22 protein-coding genes and 5 pseudogenes are annotated in these 17,942 nt (G+C 45.3%); 12 read left to right on the top strand and 15 right to left on the bottom strand.

The window, feature by feature from the left end; translation table 11 throughout:
• The coding region (locus D3222_RS21795) for an IS110 family transposase (protein ID WP_118987987.1) at positions 1–505 on the bottom strand (505 nt) is incomplete at its 3' end.
• Here D3222_RS21795 and D3222_RS21790 point away from each other — a divergent pair.
• Both D3222_RS21790 and D3222_RS21785 read left to right on the top strand, forming a co-directional pair.
• A complete protein-coding gene (locus D3222_RS21790; RefSeq protein WP_232832620.1) occupies positions 504–860 on the top strand; it encodes a type II toxin-antitoxin system TacA family antitoxin in 357 nt (118 codons plus the stop codon). The two genes, D3222_RS21795 and D3222_RS21790, sit on opposite strands and share 2 nt — an antisense overlap.
• Positions 857–1,381 carry a GNAT family N-acetyltransferase gene (locus tag D3222_RS21785; protein ID WP_070974661.1) on the top strand — a complete coding sequence of 175 codons (525 nt, stop codon included), beginning with the start codon at positions 857–859 and terminating at the stop codon, positions 1,379–1,381. The genes D3222_RS21790 and D3222_RS21785 overlap by 4 nt, the downstream gene beginning before the upstream one ends.
• A 155-nt stretch (positions 1,382–1,536) precedes the next feature.
• Here D3222_RS21785 and D3222_RS21780 read toward each other — a convergent pair whose 3' ends face one another.
• On the bottom strand, positions 1,537–1,836 hold the full coding sequence (locus D3222_RS21780; RefSeq protein ID WP_118987986.1) for a TrfB-related DNA-binding protein: 300 nt from the start codon (positions 1,834–1,836) through the stop codon (positions 1,537–1,539).
• Positions 1,837–2,177: 341 nt separating this feature from the next.
• On the opposite strand from D3222_RS21780, the gene D3222_RS21775 reads away from it, so the two are divergent.
• The 4 genes from D3222_RS21775 to D3222_RS21760 all read left to right on the top strand — a co-directional run bounded on the left by D3222_RS21775 (position 2,178) and on the right by D3222_RS21760 (position 4,999).
• Entirely contained in the window at positions 2,178–2,627 is a 450-nt protein-coding gene (locus D3222_RS21775) for an antitoxin PaaA2 family protein (RefSeq protein ID WP_118987985.1), read from the top strand.
• The gene (locus D3222_RS21770) at positions 2,624–2,911 is read left to right on the top strand and encodes a type II toxin-antitoxin system RelE/ParE family toxin (protein WP_118987984.1); all 288 of its coding nucleotides are present in this window, start codon (positions 2,624–2,626) and stop codon (positions 2,909–2,911) included. Before D3222_RS21775 ends, D3222_RS21770 begins: the two co-directional genes overlap by 4 nt.
• A gap of 341 nt (positions 2,912–3,252) precedes the next feature.
• On the top strand, positions 3,253–4,173 hold the full coding sequence (locus tag D3222_RS21765; protein ID WP_118987983.1) for a hypothetical protein: 921 nt from the start codon (positions 3,253–3,255) through the stop codon (positions 4,171–4,173).
• A 205-nt stretch (positions 4,174–4,378) separates the two neighbouring features.
• Positions 4,379–4,999, top strand: coding sequence for a tyrosine-type DNA invertase (locus D3222_RS21760; RefSeq protein WP_118987982.1), 621 nt, complete (start codon positions 4,379–4,381; stop codon positions 4,997–4,999).
• Between the two features lie 49 nt (positions 5,000–5,048).
• Here D3222_RS21760 and D3222_RS26240 read toward each other — a convergent pair whose 3' ends face one another.
• From D3222_RS26240 to D3222_RS26880, 4 genes and pseudogenes are all read right to left on the bottom strand, one after another.
• Entirely contained in the window at positions 5,049–5,279 is a 231-nt protein-coding gene (locus tag D3222_RS26240; protein WP_232832619.1) for a hypothetical protein, read from the bottom strand.
• Positions 5,248–5,997, bottom strand: coding sequence for a 3'-5' exonuclease (locus D3222_RS21750; RefSeq protein ID WP_255417053.1), 750 nt, complete (start codon positions 5,995–5,997; stop codon positions 5,248–5,250). Before D3222_RS21750 ends, D3222_RS26240 begins: the two co-directional genes overlap by 32 nt.
• Positions 5,998–6,009: 12 nt before the next feature.
• A complete protein-coding gene (locus tag D3222_RS25220) occupies positions 6,010–6,153 on the bottom strand; it encodes a hypothetical protein (RefSeq protein ID WP_157975397.1) in 144 nt (47 codons plus the stop codon).
• A 342-nt stretch (positions 6,154–6,495) separates the two neighbouring features.
• Positions 6,496–6,907, bottom strand: a pseudogene (locus D3222_RS26880) (DNA-binding protein); the annotation flags it as partial.
• A 282-nt stretch (positions 6,908–7,189) separates the two neighbouring features.
• On the opposite strand from D3222_RS26880, the gene D3222_RS21740 reads away from it, so the two are divergent.
• Entirely contained in the window at positions 7,190–7,813 is a 624-nt protein-coding gene (locus D3222_RS21740) for a recombinase family protein (protein WP_118987979.1), read from the top strand.
• 190 nt (positions 7,814–8,003) lie between these two features.
• Here D3222_RS21740 and D3222_RS21735 read toward each other — a convergent pair.
• Positions 8,004–8,327: pseudogene (locus tag D3222_RS21735) on the bottom strand (Tn3 family transposase); the annotation flags it as partial.
• Here D3222_RS21735 and D3222_RS21730 point away from each other — a divergent pair.
• Positions 8,319–8,540 (top strand): annotated as a pseudogene (locus D3222_RS21730) (recombinase family protein); the annotation flags it as partial. The pseudogenes D3222_RS21735 and D3222_RS21730 overlap by 9 nt on opposite strands.
• A 250-nt stretch (positions 8,541–8,790) precedes the next feature.
• On the opposite strand, the gene D3222_RS21725 reads toward D3222_RS21730, so the two are convergent.
• The 3 genes from D3222_RS21725 to D3222_RS21715 all read right to left on the bottom strand — a co-directional run bounded on the left by D3222_RS21725 (position 8,791) and on the right by D3222_RS21715 (position 11,005).
• Entirely contained in the window at positions 8,791–9,579 is a 789-nt protein-coding gene (locus D3222_RS21725; protein WP_232832617.1) for an arginase family protein, read from the bottom strand.
• A 115-nt stretch (positions 9,580–9,694) separates the two neighbouring features.
• Complete coding sequence (locus D3222_RS21720) at positions 9,695–10,609, bottom strand: pyridoxal-phosphate dependent enzyme (RefSeq protein ID WP_118987977.1); 915 nt, start codon at positions 10,607–10,609, stop codon at positions 9,695–9,697.
• A gap of 12 nt (positions 10,610–10,621) precedes the next feature.
• Positions 10,622–11,005, bottom strand: coding sequence for a RidA family protein (locus D3222_RS21715; protein WP_118987976.1), 384 nt, complete (start codon positions 11,003–11,005; stop codon positions 10,622–10,624).
• A gap of 187 nt (positions 11,006–11,192) precedes the next feature.
• Between D3222_RS21715 and D3222_RS21710 the strand changes: the two genes are divergently transcribed.
• The gene (locus D3222_RS21710; protein WP_198672894.1) at positions 11,193–11,870 is read left to right on the top strand and encodes a helix-turn-helix transcriptional regulator; all 678 of its coding nucleotides are present in this window, start codon (positions 11,193–11,195) and stop codon (positions 11,868–11,870) included.
• A gap of 301 nt (positions 11,871–12,171) precedes the next feature.
• On the opposite strand, the gene D3222_RS21705 is transcribed toward D3222_RS21710, so the two are convergent.
• Positions 12,172–14,016 carry a hypothetical protein gene (locus tag D3222_RS21705; RefSeq protein WP_118987974.1) on the bottom strand — a complete coding sequence of 615 codons (1,845 nt, stop codon included), beginning with the start codon at positions 14,014–14,016 and terminating at the stop codon, positions 12,172–12,174.
• A 222-nt stretch (positions 14,017–14,238) separates the two neighbouring features.
• Here D3222_RS21705 and D3222_RS21700 point away from each other — a divergent pair, with 222 nt between their 5' ends.
• The 3 genes and pseudogenes from D3222_RS21700 to D3222_RS25215 all read left to right on the top strand — a co-directional run bounded on the left by D3222_RS21700 (position 14,239) and on the right by D3222_RS25215 (position 15,895).
• Complete coding sequence (locus D3222_RS21700) at positions 14,239–14,499, top strand: hypothetical protein (RefSeq protein WP_118987973.1); 261 nt, start codon at positions 14,239–14,241, stop codon at positions 14,497–14,499.
• 310 nt (positions 14,500–14,809) lie between these two features.
• Positions 14,810–15,563, top strand: a pseudogene (locus D3222_RS21695) (Tn3 family transposase); the annotation flags it as partial.
• Positions 15,564–15,724: 161 nt separating this feature from the next.
• Positions 15,725–15,895, top strand: coding sequence for a hypothetical protein (locus D3222_RS25215; RefSeq protein ID WP_157975396.1), 171 nt, complete (start codon positions 15,725–15,727; stop codon positions 15,893–15,895).
• On the opposite strand, the gene D3222_RS21690 is transcribed toward D3222_RS25215, so the two are convergent.
• From D3222_RS21690 to D3222_RS26235, 4 genes and pseudogenes are all read right to left on the bottom strand, one after another.
• On the bottom strand, positions 15,892–16,671 hold the full coding sequence (locus D3222_RS21690) for a hypothetical protein (protein ID WP_118987972.1): 780 nt from the start codon (positions 16,669–16,671) through the stop codon (positions 15,892–15,894). The genes D3222_RS25215 and D3222_RS21690 overlap by 4 nt on opposite strands.
• A 104-nt stretch (positions 16,672–16,775) precedes the next feature.
• Positions 16,776–17,081, bottom strand: a pseudogene (gene tnpA, locus D3222_RS21685) (IS200/IS605 family transposase); the annotation flags it as partial.
• Positions 17,082–17,129: 48 nt separating this feature from the next.
• Positions 17,130–17,660 carry a transposase gene (locus D3222_RS26875; protein WP_369973533.1) on the bottom strand — a complete coding sequence of 177 codons (531 nt, stop codon included), beginning with the start codon at positions 17,658–17,660 and terminating at the stop codon, positions 17,130–17,132.
• Between the two features lie 51 nt (positions 17,661–17,711).
• The coding region (locus tag D3222_RS26235) for a hypothetical protein (RefSeq protein WP_232832615.1) at positions 17,712–17,942 on the bottom strand (231 nt) is incomplete at its 5' end.

Here is a 17,942-nt window from a genome sequence, read left to right as displayed (position 1 = left end):
GACACCGTACATAAGGGCAGAACCTCGCTGCTTTATCCAGCGAGGTTCTGCCCTTATGTACGGTTTCACCAAATTCCAGCAGTAAACCATGTAACGAATTGATCTGCGCGGTTCTGAATTTGACGAGTTGATAGCGCATCCGGTGTAATGACAGAATGGCCTGCTGTTCTTCATTTTTGATAGCAACGGATTTACCGGGTTGCTGAACGGCCAGCCAAATCGCCCGGGCATCCTGAACATCGTTTTTATTTCCCATCCGAAATGCCCTGACAAACCGAGCCTTAAGCAAACGCACTTCATGTCCCAGCTTTCTCAGTTCCCGTGCCCAATAGTGAGCGCCACCGCACGCTTCCATACCAATCAAGCAAGGCTCACGGTTACTAAAGAAAGTTAAAAAATCATTTCGTTTTAGTTGCTTGTCAATGAGTTCACCGGTGTATTCGTCAACAAAATGAATTTGCATCAAATGTTTTGCAATATCGACGCCAACAGGAGTAAATTTCATGGGTGGATCCTCCAGTCATCAGGGAGCAACAGGCTTCCCGCTTAGGCACTATAAGGCCGGAAATCTGAGAGGATCCATGCTTCACCTCTCAATTTCAGCACGGTGCCAAGGGCTAAGTGATTGGGATGCGCTCATTACATTCTCCTTAATGCGTGCAGCTGTTTTACAGCACACCAACTTGACTGAGTTTGTGCTCCGCAATGTGATGTCAGTAGCACGGAAGATTATCGACGAGAATGAGCGACTGGCGCTGACCGAAAGAGACAGTCTGCATGTTCTGGATCTGTTAGATAATCCGCCAGCCCCCAATGATAAATTAATGGCCGCAGCATTTGCCATGCCGAAACAATCATGAAACAACCAATCTGGCACGAAGAACCCATTGGCAAACATCATGATCGCGGTGCTTTCGATTGTGGAGATGGGGCATTGAATCAATTTCTATATCGACACGCCCGGCAGAGCCATGAAAAAGGTGGGGCAAAAACCTACCTTGCTATTAGCGAGCACAATGAAAAGATATTGGGTTACTACAGCCTAAGTCCCGCCTCCATTGCCTATGAACGAGCACCGGAGGTGATTAAGCGCGGCCTGGCTCGACATGATGTGCCGGTATTTCGGCTTGGCCGTCTGGCTGTAGATCTTTCAGTACAGAGTCAAGGACTCGGTGGTCAGTTATTGCTTGCAGCTGGGCGGCGTTGCTTGTTGGTGGCTGCTCAGGCAGGCGGCGTAGCATTGTTGATTGATGCCAAGAATGAACGTGTTGCCGAATGGTATGCCAGCTATGGTGCTGTTCCGCTATTGGATGCCCGTCTATCTTTACTGTTACCATTCAAAACAATACATGCCGCGCTGACTACTGCGGGGAAACTGTAACCTATGATTGGTATCAACCACCAAATGATACCCTTAAAGTTGGCGGCTATCGCAGCTACCCGGTCACTACCCCTATTAGGACGACATGTTGCAGATGCTAAATCCCTAAATAGACGACGTTAAGCCTCAATTGCTCACTTTAAGTGACAATTTTGCTATTCTGTTTTCTTCATATAATATTCGGCTATTTCTATGACCTGTTTAGCTATGTCAGGTGGCAACCAAACGTTAACGGCTTGTAATCCCTTGATTTCTTGTTCATCAATAATTGTAGTCACTTTTTTTACAGCAGCATGAACATTCTGTCGAGTCACATTGCGTTCTTTTGACACATCAGATAGTGTCTTGCCACACACTAATATATCATGTGCTGTTTTAATGGTTTTTATAGACAAATGTTCTAATGCTGGATAAATAAGATCCCAATCTGATTGTGAAATACGTCTAATCTTCACATTTACCTCTTAAAGTACTTTACAAATTCTGAATTATATTCAAATCCATCATCATGTCAAATCATTGTCAATTATCGTTTTACTAATTATTTCATTTTGAAATAGAGAAGAAACCCGACGCGGCAACGTACGGGTTTCTAGTTAAAACTTTACGAAGGGTAAAATACTCACTCTTAGTATAAATCAAACTCACTTTATTTAACACTTCAAGCTACATCTAACGGGCGTTATGTTCAGCCATTGAGTTAATTAATAATTAAATACTTTGCAATTTACTATAATTCGCACTATAAATTACAATAGTCCTATTGTGAAATATTCAGAAATTGCGAGGTAACAACATGACTGAAACTATCGACCACGGCACCCTTTCCCATCTTGTGGAGGCCGGAGCCGTCAGAGGAGCACACATCGTAGGCCAGCCAGGTGGCTGGGCCGTGATGGTGCGCTATGGAATGCATGAGCGACAACTGGCCGCACAGCGCAGCCGTAATGTACGGCTGTTTCGCAAGTTCGAAACGCTGGTTTCCTACCTCAAAAAAATTGGCATTGCCCGCTTCGACGTAGATTCATCAAACTACTCCCCCGGCACCCCCAATACCTCAAGGCCAGATCGCGCCGAAGCGCTCAAGCGTACCCACGAGGCCGCAGCCTATGATGCGTGGTTTCGTGAACAAGTGCAGCAAGCCATAGACGAACCTGGACCTGGTATCCCTCACGCTGATGTCAAGGCCAAATTTGCCGCCAAACGTGAAGCCTTGCGTAAACGCATTGTACAGGGTCGCGCATGAAAATCATTTGGCGAAAGATCGCTGAAGCAGATCGGGAACGTATCTTTGATTACATTGCACAAAACAACCCCAACGCCGCGCTTGAGCTTGATGCAGACTTTGATACCAAAATCGAACTCACTGTGCAGCAGCCTAAACTGTACCGCCCCGGCCGCATGCGTGGCACACGTGAAATCGTCGTACGGCCTAATTATGTGATTGTCTATCGCATCAAGGACAGTGGTACGGTGGTTGTGCTGCGTGTGCTCCATGCTGCCCAGCAATGGCCCCCGGCCAAGTCCTGACGGCTTCCATACCCTACCAGAGCTACCAATTAAGGGTAGTGACCGGGTAGCTGGTCACTACCTCAATTACTAAATGCTCCTCTAGTCCAACTGTCTTAGAATCGAACCAGTTGCTGACGCAACTTATTTTACCTCCGCTCTGGTGTTTAGTTCCTAATCTACTGTGGATTTGAGTCCAAGCCCAACAATCGTCAAATTTATGTAAAATTAAGTTTTACATAAATTTGACAAATTGGTGATTTTAAATATACTTAAATCATTGGTTATCACTATTAACCAAAACAGACTCAGAAAGCGGCGGCAACCGTTCTGAGTAAATAAAAATACGAAGGAGTAAAGTAATGGCTAACAAAGTAAAAGAGTTATTTAATAATTTCTGTGAACTTGCAAAAAAAGTTAATCATGATGACAACGCAACTACTGTTGCTCTATGTAAAACAGCAGATAGTATTGAAGAATTGCAAGAACAATTCACTACATATAAATCTAAATACTATGCTGCAATTGGATCATGTGAAGCAATTGGGTATTTTTCATATAGCCCAGAGATTGGACTTAAGATATATGCATCATATGACGAAGCAATAACAGCAGCAAATAATGAAATAAATGTGTATAGACGCTGTGCAAATGATGATGGCTGGAATGAATATATTAACCATATTTTTTGTGGAGTTATTACTCAAAAAGCAACATTGAATAATCAAGATTATATTCTTCAAGGTATTAATCCGAATGCCATCATCCGAAAAATTCAGTCTGATGCAAAACACGCTTTAGTTGAAAAAATCGGTGACATGTATGATTTAGCAACAAGTATCAATGAAAAAAATACAATCGGACAAACATACTGCTTATTAAAATACGGAGTTCTGCAATCACGTGACAGTGGCAAGACGAAAGAAGATGTCATGAGTGAATATCATAAAAGTGTGGTTGCCAGATTAGCATATATTGCCGAAAAAACGAATGACAAATCAATTATTAAAGAAATATTACAAACAACAAGCATCAGTAAAAAAAGTTTGTCTGGTGCTTTAGAACATGATGTAGCCAAAATTAGAAAAAATTGTCCGTATTATTGGGATGCTCCGTTGGGTTTGGGAGCTGACTACAAGGGATTACATATTGAAAGTATTGGGGAAGATATTTGCATCAAAGACTCACAAGGACGATTTTATATAGAAGTACCATCTCATATTAATATAGCCGATGTAGAAAAGTTATTAAATCAATGGCTTTCACAAATGAATCGGAGTTAATTATGACTCAATCTGGACTCATTGCATTCAGTAAACATTTAAGAAAACGTCACGCTAAACGCCAGTCTGTACGAATCCCTGCGATGTCTGGCAATCAATTAGAGATATTCTTACGCACGTTAGAACGCGTGCGCGGCTACTCAATATAACCATTATTTTCCCCCTGCCGAAATTAAATTCGGCAGGGGTTTGGGGAACTTATATTATGGGTCAACGCAAACATTTGACGCAATTTGAAGTAGAACGAATGCTAGAAATAGCAAAAAAAGGGCCTAATCCGGAGCGAGATTATTGTTTTGTATATATGAGTTTTATACATGGTTTGCGTGTAAGCGAAGCCAGACATTTACGATTATCTGATCTGGATTTGGGAACAAAAACTCTTTACGTACAGCGCTTAAAATGTGGACTTTGTACTAATCAGCCACTTCTTGAATATGAAATCAATGCGATTCAAGCGTGGCTCAAAGTACGTAAAACATTTAGAGGGGCAGAAAGCAACTGGTTATTTCTGTCCAGGTCAGGGAATCCGTTAACACGTCAACGCATTTACCAAATTATTAGCCAATTAGGACAATTGGCTAATATTTCTGTTCATTCGCATCCGCACATGTTGCGCCATGCCTGCGGTTTTTCTCTTGCAGATCGGGGAGCGGATACTCGTCTGATACAAGATTATCTCGGACATAGCAATATCCGTCATACTGTGCGGTATACTGCAAGCAATTCAGAACGATTTCAAGGAGTTTGGGAAAGTCCAAAAAATAGGCTGCCAGTAGTACATTTCGGACAAATCCCAGTTGATGTTGATGATGGGTCTGTTTAAATAGTTTTGTAATATAGAGCCTTAACACTATTCTTTATATTGAACGGTGTTAAGGTTTAACAATTTTATACACGCAGTACCATTCTTGATTAAAATAATTTTGTCTTTCAGCTACGGGGGTTAGTTCAGCGATTTCTTCATCAGAATACCCCTGTTTTTTTAACTGAGTTCTATTGAGCAACACTTCATCCGGTGCAAGTATTGGTATGGCAAAACGTAATGGATACAGATCACGAATGCGTTCATTTTCAGAAATATTTCCATCCGCTTTTTTTGCCAATATAAGCGGCAACAGGGATTAATTCCCTTTGAAACCATTTCTCATCATTGAAAAAACTGGCTGGCTTAAAGTGATTAGGAATAGTCTTCTTATCAGTATAAATTGTGTTAAATTGTTCTTCGAGTTTTAGTATTTGAAGTGATTTACCAAAAAAAACCATCGCTAACTCATGTTCTCTGAGTTCATGTCGATAACAATAATCGTTAGCCCAATGTTCTTGTATCCCATAACGCCCTAAAAACCAGTGTTCAATAAATTTAGTTATTAATTTAGAACGTCTATCAAGAACTTGCTTTTTTTCGTATTCAATTTTTGCTAATTCAAAATTTGCTTCACGCTCAATTTCTTTTTCACGAGTAATGGCATCAACACGTTGACGTTCATGAATATCAGTTAAGTACAGCCACACCGCACGGCAAGCTAGCGCATCAGATAAAGCTCGATGAGTTTCACCCGTCAATTCAAAATGAACAGAATCAGCAGCATCAACTAATTTATGCCATAGATAATCACCGTGATATTCGGACCATTCTCCTATGTGATTAGACCAAACAAACATACAACAATGAACTGATTTTGCAGATGAAAGCAGAGAACCTAAGAAAGAGGTACCAAAATTTGCATTATAAATCACAACGTCCTGATCTTTGACAGCGGCCTCGATTTGATGAGCAACATTAGAAAGAGCAGGAGCCTCAGCCACCATTTCCGGTGTAATACCATGAATATATTAGTTTTCCGTCCATTCCGTGAGTGTTGAGGGTTTTAATAAAGTGTTCAGCAAATGAATTCCGCCATTGTCTACGATTGCTATTTCAAGCAATTCATCGCTGCCAGCATCAAAGCCGGTTGTTTCTATATCAAGATAAACCATATGTAGACCCCAAATTTTAAGTTTGACGCTCATCTTGTTTTTTCTGTACCACAGCAAGCAGAGAAACATTTTGAGCTTGTGCGGCTTCCAGTTTGCCAGCCATCTTAGCTAATGCCTCGCGGACAGATTGATGTTGTTCCGACACTGTTTTTACAGCCTGCTCCGTCGTTGCTAACTTTTGTTGCCATTGAGCAATCTCACGTGAATGCTGCTCAGATTCAGCATTAATGACTTGCTCTGTAGCTGATAACCGTTCTTTTAACTGCGCCAGTTCGATGGCCTGATGTTGCGCCAACAATTGTGATTCTACCAACTGTTGCTTAAGATCACTCACATTAGCATAGGATTCATCCAGTTTGGTTTCAAGATCATCAACGGTTTGGGCAGCATCTGCCAGTTCTCTTTCTGCTTGTGCAGTCTGTTCCCCGGCTGCACGAGTAACATCAGCAACTCTGCGTTCCGCCGCTTTAACGGCTTTATCATTCAGCTCGATAGCCAATTGGTTAATACGTTCAGTCAGTGACATCGAAACATGTTTAACTACCTCAGCAACTTCGACCGGCAATTCAGCAACAGGTTCCATAGTGATGGTGGCTTGGCTGGTAATGAACTCATCCCAGACTTGGCGCAAACGACTGGCATTACCTCCACCAATTTTGCTTCTGAGCGCAAACCCTGTGACATTCCGTCCTTCTGCTTGCAAGGCTTTACCCGCTTCAATAATGATTTCTGGCTCAAACGTGGCAGGGCGCATAGTAATCTCCTCATAATTATATGTATTGAATAAATTACATCCAAAACAAACAAACAAACAAACAAACAAACAAACAAACAAACAAACAAACAAATTATGTGATGCTGTCACTTACATTGTCAAGTCATAAATTCAACATAGGCCAAAATCATTACGCTGGATAAATGACAATAAGGTATACCCTTATGTCATAGCCTAAAGTGTTGTCATTTTCCCCTTGGATCATCACCTATCTGTCACGTATATTATGATCATCACTTAAACGTCACAAATGGGTGAAAAATGTACATCCACGGCTACCTCCGCGCATCAACAAAAGAACAGGATGCTCTCCGAGCAAAAAATAGGATGAAAGCCTTTATTGAAGAAAAAGGTTTTCGGCTGGCAAGTTGGTACATCGAAAATGTGTCCGGGGCATCACTTCAACGGCCAGAACTTTTACGACTGCTTGATGATGCCGCACCTGGTGACATTATTCTCATCGAGCAGGTTGATCGACTTTCACGCCTAGATGAAGAGGGCTGGCAAAAACTAAAGCATCTTATCCAAGAAAAACACATTGTGGTTGTCAGTCTTGACCTCCCGACGAGCCATATGGCTCTTGCAACACATGCTGACGATGAGTTTACCCTTTCAATGCTTAAGGCTATTAATGGAATGATGCTTGATATGCTGGCCGCCATTGCTCGCAAAGACTATCAGGACCGTCGCCGGCGCCAAGAGGAAGGGATAGTTAAAGCCAAGGTGGCCGGTAAATTCCGGGGACGTCAGGCAGATCATCAATTGCATGAAAAAATCATGGAGCTTCGGGTTAAAAACAGACAGAGCATCCGTGATACTGCGAGGTTATGTGATGTTTCAGAAAGAACAGTAATCAGAGTGGTTAAACAACGGTCAACTATTTGATAATTAAAACAACTTTTACTTTTTTGTCTGCCTGTGCGGCAGTCTATTCCAAGTAGTTCAAAACCAAGGTAAAGTAGTTAATTCACTCATAGCAGCCAATCAATGTAGACCCCAAAAAACGGATGATAACACCATGTTTCTTCGTCGTCTTTTTTCCTAAGAGGACCAGCGGGAGCATTTGAACAGAAACTTACGGTTTTGCCCTGTCGGTAGGCTCTGTACCGTAAGGTTCCCCATCAACAAAATAAGTGCCATGGGGTAATACGTGTTTATAGGGTAGTAAAGATATATGGGCTAACACATCATCATCTATAACTTCACCATTTTCACGTAACCCTTTAACAATGTTGCTTATTCTTGATGTGTTCCAGTACAGGATTGCATTGGATACCAGACTCAGGGCGCGGGCCTTATTCATGATCTCTTCGTAATCACCAGTCGTGAATTCGCCCTGGTTTGCAAAAAAAATCCATCGAGGCAACTTATGTCGGTATTCGCTTTTATTGAGATGGAGCGTGAGTTGCTCATCGAACGTACCCGGGCCGGACTCGATGCAGCAAAGCAGCTCGGTCGTAGAGGCGGGCGAAAACCCAAAATGACCAGCAGTAAAATTGAATCGGCTAAAAAATTATTAGCCAGCGGTATCCCTCCCAGAGACGTGGCTAAAGATCTCGGTGTTTCTGTACCAACTCTGTACCGCTGGTTGCCGGCATCCAGGCATTCTTAGATTACATGCGGGAAATAGGGCTTTGAGTGGGAGTTAGATTCAACTGTCCCTTTATGACCAGGATGGGGGATGTAATCTGGCCATTAAAGATGGCCAGAAAATGGTATTTTGCTCTCATGGTGAGCCATGAGTAGTTACAATGAAAAAAGAATAATCGCAATATAAATAATAACCATTGCTATGGTGCCTAATATTACTGTTCGACGTTCGGTTAATTTATCGTCAGCCATTTAAAATTTCTCATTTTCTTTCAGTCTCCCCGGAGAAGCGGTAATTGCGCCAGCATGTTTTTCAGATTAATGGCATCCCAGGGCAGGTGCTCGGCTATCCCCAGTCCAACAATATCCGTTGCAGACTCAGCTTCCTGAATGATGAACATAACGTCATCCATTGACAGCCTCCCTTTAGCCACACCATCCCAGGAGGGCGCATCTTTATCCGTCCGGGCAAACATCACTGCTCTGAACTGATGGTAATCCAGAACATCCAGATCAAAGTGGATGGCAAGATGCGTTATTTTTTCCTTTTTAATCCACTCCGCTATTCGTGATGTTTTCTGTTGCACTTCTTCCGGTAAACAGGTCTGGATCCGGTGTCGGGTTATGAAATTGGTTTCGTACTCGTTTTCGCCGTGGAGACCGGCGATAAAGACTCTGGATGAAGGAACCGGGCGTTTGACCCGCCGCGTCAGCGCCTCATCGCCATTGCCCATCAGCGCCCCCAGAACGTGGGCATGGGCATTTTCATACTGTGCAGGTGTCATGACATCAGGATGCGTATCTATCCACAGAATGCCAAATCCCTCTCCCCATCGTTCGCTCAGCCAGGCGAACGGTTCAAGATCCACCAAGCAGTCGCCGCCGAGTATCGTCAGACGATCGGGGGCATGCTGGTGAATGATCTCCGCCGCTTTATCAAGTTCTTTCATGATTTCACCGCGACCCCGGATCCCGTTTTCCACCGGGTACTGTGCACCGGTATCTGCGACGGGAACAATGGCAACGGGCTCATCACCTTCAGGAGCCAGCCATGCCAGCATTTCGGCTCCAAACTTATAAGCCGGGAGATGACCGCCCAGCCATAAGGGAAAAATAAGTCTCAGACCCTTTCGTTTATTCATAATATTTACGCCATAACTGAGGAACAGAATCAGCTTATTTATTGCACAGTGCAGTCAGAGCTTCCAGTGACAGGGTGGCTCCACCACAGACGATGACCAGCGGACTGGAAAAAGGCCTGATTACTGCTTTTTTTTCATACAGACAGGCAAGGCTGGCCCCGCATGCAGGTTCAGTTAACACCCGATGGTCATCAGTAAACTGCCTGCAAGCATGAACAGCCTCGTCATCTGTCACCACTTCACTGATAACAGGATGAGAGCCTGCATATTTCATTGACTGCTCGCATACTCGCTTAGCCCCGAGAGATGTGGCAACGGTTGCTATCTGAGTAATATCAACCACCTTTCCGGCGGTAACTGATGCGTGGAACGATGCCGCCCCCTCTGTTTCCATCGCAATGACGGGAATATCATGGAGGTTATTACGCCGGAGCCCTTCAATAACGCCGCACAGCAGGCCTCCGCCCCCTACTGAGACCACAACCGCATCAGGACGAACGCCTGATGAAACCACTTCATCGATCATAGTGGCATGGCCCTGCCAGAGTAACGGATCATCGAACGGGTGCAGGAACGCATCCTGCTCACCCATAAGTGAAAGCGCATGCGCATGAGCTTCCTGCCAGGAGGCTCCGTGGATGATAACCTCAGCCTTCTCAAGCAGAAGGAGTGCTTTTGCCCGGGCAGATGTTGTCTGCGGAACAACGACCGTCACCCGAACGCCCAGCATCCTGCCTGCATAGGCTACAGCCAGTCCGGCATTTCCTCCTGACGAAGAAATAAACCGTCGGGCTCCCTTTTCATAATACGTCTGACATGCAAGCCCAATCCCTCTGATTTTGAATGAGCCGGAAGGTTGCATCGCCTCCATTTTAAGCCAGACATGACTCCCCAGGATGTCACTCAGGGGGCGGGAGTTCAGCAAAGGGGTGTTAATGTGTAATTGCATAAATCACCAGCATTAATTATTCAGGGAAGTGGTAAGCGCCTGGACTTCGATTTCGACATCCAGACCAAAAGCCAGCTGAGCACCTGTCACTGTGCGGGCGGGGTAGCGATGAGAAAACCATCTGGCATACTCCTGATTAAACTCGGAAAAATGCTTCATATCTGACAGCCAGACGGTGACCCTGAAGATTCGGTCAAACCCGGAGTCCATTTCAGCCAGGGTTTTACTGATCCCCCTGAGGATATTAGCGGTCTGGGTCGTGATGCTGCCATAGACAGGTTCTGCGCTGCCGGTGATGGATACCTGTCCGGAAAGATAAAGCACGCCATTAACCTCAGTCGCAACGGAGAAAGGAAACGGCAGCTGACTTTCAAAAAACCTTACTGATTCGCTCATGAATGCGCTCCGGCGGAATATTGATTGCACGGATAAAATACAACACAATGTTTAAATGTCAACATACTGTTTATACTCGTGTCGCAGAGCTCACCACCAGATGTCCGTATATGTGTTAAATCTTATGTTTATTTTTCAACGGAATGTTTATCCTGAGAACACAGAATCTCTTATACCCCGAACACAAATGAAAGACGAAGAAGCAAAATTACATTTAATCAGTCAGTTGAGTGCAGTAATGGACGCCTTTGCTTCTGTTGCCGGGCAGAATATTGAAATCGTGTTGCACGATTTGTCCCGGCCTGAAGCTTCAGTTCTGAAAATCATCAATGGACATATTTCAGGCAGAAGTCCAGGTAGTTCATTGTTTGACGGCCCGGAAAATGACCAGGGATTTCTGGGACTACTGAAGCAGGAGGAGAGCCGTGATACCTGTCGTCCGGAGATATTTTCCGATTACCGGACGACCAGCAGACATGGAAAGTCACTCCGCAGTGCCACTGTGGTGTTCAAAAGTGAGTCTGGTACAGCACTGGCGTCACTCTGTTTCAATGCTGACAACAGCGCAATAGAAAATGCCAGGAATGCCCTGAAACTGCTGCTGCCACCTGACAATAATATTAACGAAAACAGCGATACAGGTCTTGAGGAAAAACTTAATGAAATCATTCGAACCTGCATTCCTCCCGCTGGGCACCTCAGAACCGGAGCGACCAAAAAAGAGAAGGTGGAAATCGTCCGCAGTATGCAGGAGAAAGGCATGTTTATTGTCAGGGGAGGAGTCGAGAAAGCAGCAAAGGTACTGGGCGTGACCCGGTATACCATTTACAACTATCTGGATGAAATCAGGAAAAATATGATGTGAGCTGTCATGAAATGATATTCTGATACAATCTTCGCCCTGAAAATTGCTTTAACTATTTTATCTTTAAATTAGTAATCGATTAAATTAGCCACGTAATGGCATTTCTTATTCCATTCCCCTTTTGAGCAGAAACTTACGGTTGCGAAGTCATTGAACCATAACTTCCTAGATAGGGGGCCCGTGGCGGCCCCCTGAAAATGACGAATAGTGGTAACATACCCAGAGTTTTCAAGGGGCTTTGTATCGAAGCCAAATGCCTGAAGCCCCACTAAACCACGGGTCTCACAGTTTTTATCCTTACTTACTCATCCATAACGATGTTTGATTCGCTGATCACGTTTTTCCCCTTTGACGGAAAAGCCTCCAGTACGGTATGCCGAAGCCTGTTTTGACAAAAAATCAGGGTGGCATTACCGGTTACGGAAAAAGCAATGAAATCCAGTATGCAACTATCCAGCAGCAGATTGACCAGCGCGACATCCCCCGGGGCAGACACCTCTATATGACCCGCCTGCAAACGGGAAGTCTGGAGAGACAGATGTTGCGAAGAAAAACGTGCCGGTTGCTGATTCTCCCCGCCCCAAAACTCACAACGGGTAAAGTTCAGGCGGTTTCCTTCCAAGGTATGGCCATTGATTCCCCAGAATACCGTGTCATAAAAATTGACTGGTGTGGTAACGCTGTTGTCTGTCAGCGCACTGCCATCATCCGGCAGGGTGAAACCACACCCGGTAATCAGATTCGGTCGCGCTGAACGCGATGAACTCTGTGTAATACGAAGCACGCCATTACTGGTACAACCGGACATCTGCAGGCCATCAGCATTCACCCAGAGCATGCCTGAGCCGGCGATACAGGGATTCGCCAGCACGGTCACATCCTCAAGTGTCAACTCACTGACACCAGCTCGCGCAACAAACCAGGGGCAAACATGCTTACTGACATGAATACGCCGTGCGGCATTGCCCCATGTGGCCCCGGAGTTGGCAAACGTCATCAGACCTGAGTTACAGGCATAGGTAAGGTCATGCTCATACTGTCCATGGGTAACAAAAGGGCCTTTTTCCGCACTCTGGCCATCAGCATGGCAATTTTCGACCCGACAGTAAGCCGATGCAGTAAAATCATTCAGGTGGCGGGCATTTGATACCCGGCAATCACTGACATGACCGTACAGACAGTATATTTGTTGGGTCAGATAACCTGCACCGCCCGTCGCCGTATCCGGGGGATTCACCAGCGAACACTGTTGGGTACGGTAATGTGTGTTCCAGCGCCGCATAATGGCCGGCCAGAATGAGCCGGTGGCGTGAATGCCTTCAACGTTGGCCCGTACCGCATATTCAAACGCCAGCGGATGGCTGCCGGTAACCGGATCGGCGCCTGCGCCAGTAAACCGCATGTTTTTAACCGCGATATCCTGTACCGGCACAATGTGTTGCCAGGTTATCTGCCGGCCAGGTAATAATGCCCAACCAGTGAAATAGCCGACCTGAATATGGGTGGCGTCCACAATGTTGGTAACCTGAACCAGTTTCTGCAATTCACGGGCGGCACTGCCGGCGGTCGCATCCACCTGTACGGTGTACCACTCCCCCACATGAAAACGGTGGCTGTCAGTCACCGGAAACACATCGGTTTGCTCCGGCAACAATTCAGTCAGCACCTCGTCCCAGGAATCCCCTTCCGGTGCTCCCTGAAAGAACAGCACTGCGGCAAAGGGGGCATTGCTTCCTGCCGGTTCAATATCCTGGGTGGAAAGATGAAAAGACTGAAAGTCCAGCGTAATACCGGAACGACTGAAGCGATGCCGACGCTGAAACCACAGGTTGCTGAAAGCATTAACCGTCACGATACCTGGGTCATTTACCAAGGCATCCAGAGCATCATCCGCCGGTTTGTTGTCATCCAGTATGCCGAACATCCTGAAATCACCGATGCCCCGATGCTGAAGATGCCAGCGGCCCTGAGAGGTTATCCCGGAGGCAATGACGGTACCGCTGTTGTCTTCCGCCTGGCTTTTTGCATGCCAGACATAGTGACCACCGCCGCCATCACCGCACCGGTAATAGCCGCTGACATAAACGGCGCTGTCGCCGCTAGGTGGGTAGCGTTTCAGGGTGGAAATGGCATCAATCGTGTTCATGGCTGTTCCTCATCAAATGTCATGGTGTAGCATTAACCCATGCCGTCGTAATACCTTTCCGGGATGCCGGCTGGAGCATTAGCCAGTAACGGTCTACGCTTTGATAATTAAAACATAAATCTGAGTTATTTTCTGGCCTGCCAGTACCGTCTTTCGTCCTGGCGCACGACGGGGATAACCGTCCTTCTTTCACTGGGGCTCGCGCTGGGACAATTATCCATCATGGGAATGATTAATACCGGCGTGCAACGCATTTATGGGCTGGGCACCCTCTTTGTCTGGGATATGGCCGCCATTTCCGTGGCAGAGAACCGCTATTTATTGCCCCCTTATCTGCCGAAGGTAACGACGGAGACGCCGGTTTTAGCTGACCTGAAGGAAAAATATACGCCGCGGGTGAACACCCCAGTACACGAAACAGCCGAAATAGTCCTGTACTTCAAACCGCAATCTGTTTTCCATTTTTTCTCACCTGCCTGCTGATTTTTTTTTATCGAAACCCGTTGAGAGCATAGGGAATTAAGAATAGAGTTTCAAGAATGGGTTTCGAGAATCGCTAAGCCCTGAAACTACGTCATATAAAAAACAATAGATTCGATTCTCACAAACCAGGGTTTTCTTTACTGTGTGAGTACGGCCATGTGTTCCCCACAAACATATCAACGGGACGGTAAGCTTCAGGGGGAGGTGACGGGTGTCAGCAAGCGAAAGATTCCTGACTCAGCGGCAACGTTACCAGCCGGTTACGTTGCCACAGGATTTCTCTGACGAGGAAATGGCACGGGACTGGACGTTAACCACATCTGATCAACAGAAAATTGGTCGCTACCGTGCTCGTTCCCGTCTGTTTATCGCCAATGGTTATTACGAAAAGGCGATTGGGATATATACGCACGTATCCGATCAATATTCTGTGTACAGCACTAAAGCGATTTCCTGTAATCCAAGATCGGGTTGACCGCACGGTTAATTATGGTGTTTTCACACCATTACTGAATAAAACGGCAGATTTGGACATTATTGAGGAACAATGGGATGCGATGATTCATGTATCGCAATCTCTCAAAGAACGTACAGTACCGGCCCACGTCATCGTAGAGCGGCTCACCAACAGTTTTCCATCTGATCGTCTTTCTAAGGCGTTTACCAATCTGGATCGACTGATTAAGACGGAATATATTCTGCGCTATATGACCGATCAGGATTTACGTCGTACAGTTCAGCTTCAGCTCAATAAAGGCGAATACCGGCATAAGTTACCCAGATGGATATTTTTTGCAAACCAGGGCGAATTCACGACCGGTGATTACGAAGAGATCATGAATAAGGCCAGCGCCCTGAATCTGGTATCCAATGCAATCCTGTACTGGAACACATCAAAAATAAGCAACATTGTTAATGGGTTACGTGAAAATGGTGATGTCATAGATGATAACGTATTAGCCCATATCTCTTTACTACCCTATAAACACGTATTACCCAATGGCACTTATTTTGTTGATGGAGAACCTTACGGTACTGAGCCTACCGAAAGGGCAAAACCGTAAGTTTCTGTTCAAATGCTCCCGCTGGTCCATATAGGACGACTACACACGGGCAAGGATGCGGTGATGCGCAAAACTCAACGAAAACGACGTCAAACACAACTGAAGCGAATAAAGCAGGGGCTGCGGCAACGGCTGCACAACCGCCCGGAAGAAACGGGACGGTGGCTGAAACGAGTGATAGAAGGGCACATCAATTACTATGGCGTCCCCTTCAACAGCAGAGCATTGTGTCAATTTGTGGAAGAAGTGAAGCGGATGTGGTTGAAGTCACTGAGACGGCGAAGCCAGCGGCACAAAATGACGTGGTCGCGTTACAGTCAGTTGGTGACTAAATGGATACCGTCCCCCCGAATTGTACATCCTTATCCTTTGCAGCGCTTTTACGCCAAACACCCGAGGTAGGAGCCGGATGCGTTAGTAGCGCACGTCCGGATCTGTGCGGGGGGTAGCCGGTAACGGCTATTCCTACCGCGACCAGATAACCGTTATTGGTTGTCAGTACAACACTATAACCCTCGAGCGTATCCGGATAAAACGTGAGCGTTGTTTTGTTGCCATCGTAATCAATATTCAGAAGTGCTGTCTCCGACTCATCACGCAGTCTTGACAGGTACATGACTCCGTTGAGGTTAACGGAGTCAATATGAAGCGTATATCCTTCCACACTGACCAGCTGTTTTGGCAACTTTAAATCGCCACCGTAATCAAATCCCTGCAGGAACTCAAGATCGCCCAAACAATGGATGATCTTGTAGGCCTTACCGTCCAGCTTTTCCATATGGTAACTGTCGAGCTTTTTTTGCCTGATGTTTAGTTTATTTCCCTGTCCTGACCAGTTAACCTGGTATTGCTCACCGGTGGATAGCAACAGCCGTCCTGAGCTGGCATCATATGTTGAAAATCCCAGCGAAACCCCATCACCGAACCCCATATCACTCCCCTGAGCTAGAGGAGAGTAACTCAGGGTCACAGGGAAATCAGGCCCCAGCCCTCCGTTTCCTTTAACAGTTCCCAGTGACAGATTGAGATTATAAAGTCCTGTCCGGGGATCTACCCCCCCGGAAATGGCACTGCTAAAATTTTCCGCTTGAGTGAAAAGATTATTCATACTTGTTTTAGTCTCTCATGTTAATGGCATACAAAGTAAGTATCCTCCGGCAGAGCCGGAGGCTCTAAGGTTAGTTCCTCACCATGAGCCGCCCAAGGCGATTGCTATACGTTCAGTTTCATCTGATCGTACCGTCCATCTTCTCGCTCCAGGTTGCGTATGTAAGCCTTGATCGTTGCATCATCCAGCCCTACCGTAGATACGAAGTAGCCACGTGCCCAGAAGACTTCGCCGGTGAAGTTTTTGCCCCTGCCAAAGTGCCGGGCTATTGCTATCGCGCTTTTCCCCTTCAGATAACCGACGATTGTCGATATTGGCGGAATGCTGATGCACATGTGGACATGGTCGCGCATCAGATGCCCCTCCAGAATCTGGCAGCCCTTCTGGTTCGCAAGCTCATGAAATATCTTTGTCGTAGCGCACCATATAGGGGTTCTACGCCGGACAATGGCATTCGGTTAAGATCTTGCCGGCGCATCAAAAGAGTTCCACCGTGTTCGGGGTTTCATCGATTTTCGTGGATAGTGTCGTCCTGGTCTCACCCGTTGGGTCATCTTTGTTATATACTTGTGAAGTAGGTAATAAAATGATTTAAAATGCTTTTTTAACCTACTTTGAATGATCAGAGGGAGGTGTTTGACAATAAAAAACAAACAGTTTTTAAAGTTCAGTTTCCGTTCATTATCCCTATTATCCTTGTCATTGATACCCTCATCGTCTTTGTGATAACAATCATTTCCTAATATTCTTGCCAGGTTAAGTAATAAAATATGTGCCTGAAGTTCTTGGTTGACCCCTTTTTCATTATGTGAATAGAAATCTTCAACACATAATATTGATTTGGATAATTTATATAATTCTTCTATTTCCCATCGCTGATTATATAAATCACCGAAGTCTTCGGCTTTATAATGGTCTTGATGGGTTAAAGTCGTGGCAAAGATATATTCAACATCTTCATGAAAATACTTTATTAGCCGTAACGTTATAGCAGGAAATGCTGAAAGTAGTTTTCTTTTTCTAAGGTCTGATTTTACCGCCTAAGAGGGAACATAAGTCACAATCGCATCATCGTAATGACTGTCAGAAAATTCTCTAACTACTTTATTTCTATTACCTTCCTGTATTCTGAATATGGCATTCAAGTTATTTTTTATGACTTGATGTAACATATAATAACTAAAATATCCCCTGTCGAAGATAATGACATCATGGGTATTCAGGCAATGAAAATGTTTTTCCGCACAAGCTCTTTCATTATTATGGTTAAC

The organism is Photorhabdus sp. CRCIA-P01, assembly GCF_003545805.1.
GTDB classification, from domain to species: Bacteria; Pseudomonadota; Gammaproteobacteria; order Enterobacterales; family Enterobacteriaceae; genus Photorhabdus; species Photorhabdus antumapuensis.
This window is presented reverse-complemented; position numbering and strand designations above follow the sequence as displayed.